This is a genomic window from Calyptranema fuscum S582 (assembly GCF_055793305.1).
The window spans coordinates 1-1,430 of the sequence record NZ_JBSLYH010000122.1 but is presented as its reverse complement, the minus strand read 5'-3'; the positions used below and the strand labels follow the sequence as shown (position 1 = coordinate 1,430).

The 1,430-nt window shown below is 45.2% G+C and carries 1 protein-coding gene; it reads left to right on the top strand.

The genetic code is table 11. The features are described 5' to 3' along the window. Positions 1-68: 68 nt before the first annotated feature. The gene (locus ACR6Z4_RS32140) at positions 69-1,385 is read left to right on the top strand and encodes an IS701 family transposase (RefSeq protein WP_479721389.1); all 1,317 of its coding nucleotides are present in this window, start codon (positions 69-71) and stop codon (positions 1,383-1,385) included. The last annotated feature ends 45 nt before the right edge of the window (positions 1,386-1,430 follow it).

Here is a 1,430-nt window from a genome sequence, read left to right as displayed (position 1 = left end):
ATCCCTCTTTTGTTACTTTAATAAGAACAAATTAAGCTGAAAGCAGCTGCGTTCTACCTGAAAATTGCATGGAATTACGACAATCCGTTGCAACTGTTGGTTTCATTGATGACTACTGCCTGCTATACCGCTCAGTTTTTGCAGATATCCGGTTGTATGAATGCTTCAAGTACTTACATGTGGGCATTCTCAGCCCACTGCCACGCAAGACGTTACCAGAGATTGCTAAACTCACCGGACTCAAAGATGGGCAAAGTTTACATCACCTTCTGCGCGATGGAGTATGGAGCGTTGAGCAAGTCAGATCCATTCGGTTGCATCTGATTCGACAACAGATTGGAACTCGACCCATCACCTTGTGTATTGATGAAACAGGAGATGTCAAGAAGGGCAGCACCACTGACTATGCAGCCAAACAATACATTGGTAATTTGGGCAAAACTGCCAATGGGATGGTTAGTGTCAATGCCTATGCCGTTGTTGATGGTATTACCTATCCCCTGCTGTTCAAGATTTATAAACCTAAATCACGATTAAAAGCTGGAGATGAGTACCAATCCAAACCGCAGATTGCGGTAGAAATCATTCGTGAAATTCAAGTGATGGGATTTGTGATTGAACGAGTGCTAGCTGATAGCTTATACGGTGAAAGCGGCGATGTCACAGGTGTCCTACACCAATTGAAGTTGCCTTATATTGTCGCCATTCGCTCGAATCATGGCGTGCTCATGCCAAAAGGACAACGAGTTCGCTACAACCGTTGGCACCCCTACGACCAACCCCTAGCCGAGCACCCCACTCAACGTCGATATATTCGCGAAATTATCTTCGGAACTCGTCGTTCAGTCCGGTTCTACCAGATCACCAAAGGCAGTACGGATGAACCGGACAAAGCAGATAGTTGGTTCATCATGACCAACTTGACCGGAGACATCATCGGTAGTGTGGGTAGTCAGTACACGTTGAGAACTTGGATTGAGTATGGCTTCAAGCAAGTGAAAAATGAACTGGGTTGGCATGATTATCGCCTGACCGATTTTGCCAGTATTGAACGCTGGTGGGAGTTGATCTGCAGTGCTTATCTACTGGTGAGTCTCCATGCCGAACAATTTAAGCAACACCAAACAACTCAAGACAATCATGAGACCCAACCAGAACTTCATCCTTTACCCTTTAGCAAACATTACGATTGGGCGTTGGGAACAACTTGGAAGAGTGCCTTGAATAATTTACGTTTACTACTGCAACCGTATTGGTGTTGGGCGTGGTTAGAACAATGGTTACAAGTTTTTCCGGTACCTGGACTCAAACGAGCCTTACATCAGCTCATGGATTGGATGGATACCTTCCAGATTCTTCCAATCCCAGACCTGAAAGCAGCTTGATGGGACTAAAATGTCTTTGCTCCTACCGTAGTAACAAAAGAGGGA

Bases quoted from the DNA above. Each gene is read 5' to 3' on its own strand.
- ACR6Z4_RS32140 (WP_479721389.1), top strand. From the start codon at position 69: ATGGAATTACGACAATCCGTTGCAACTGTTGGTTTCATTGATGACTAC.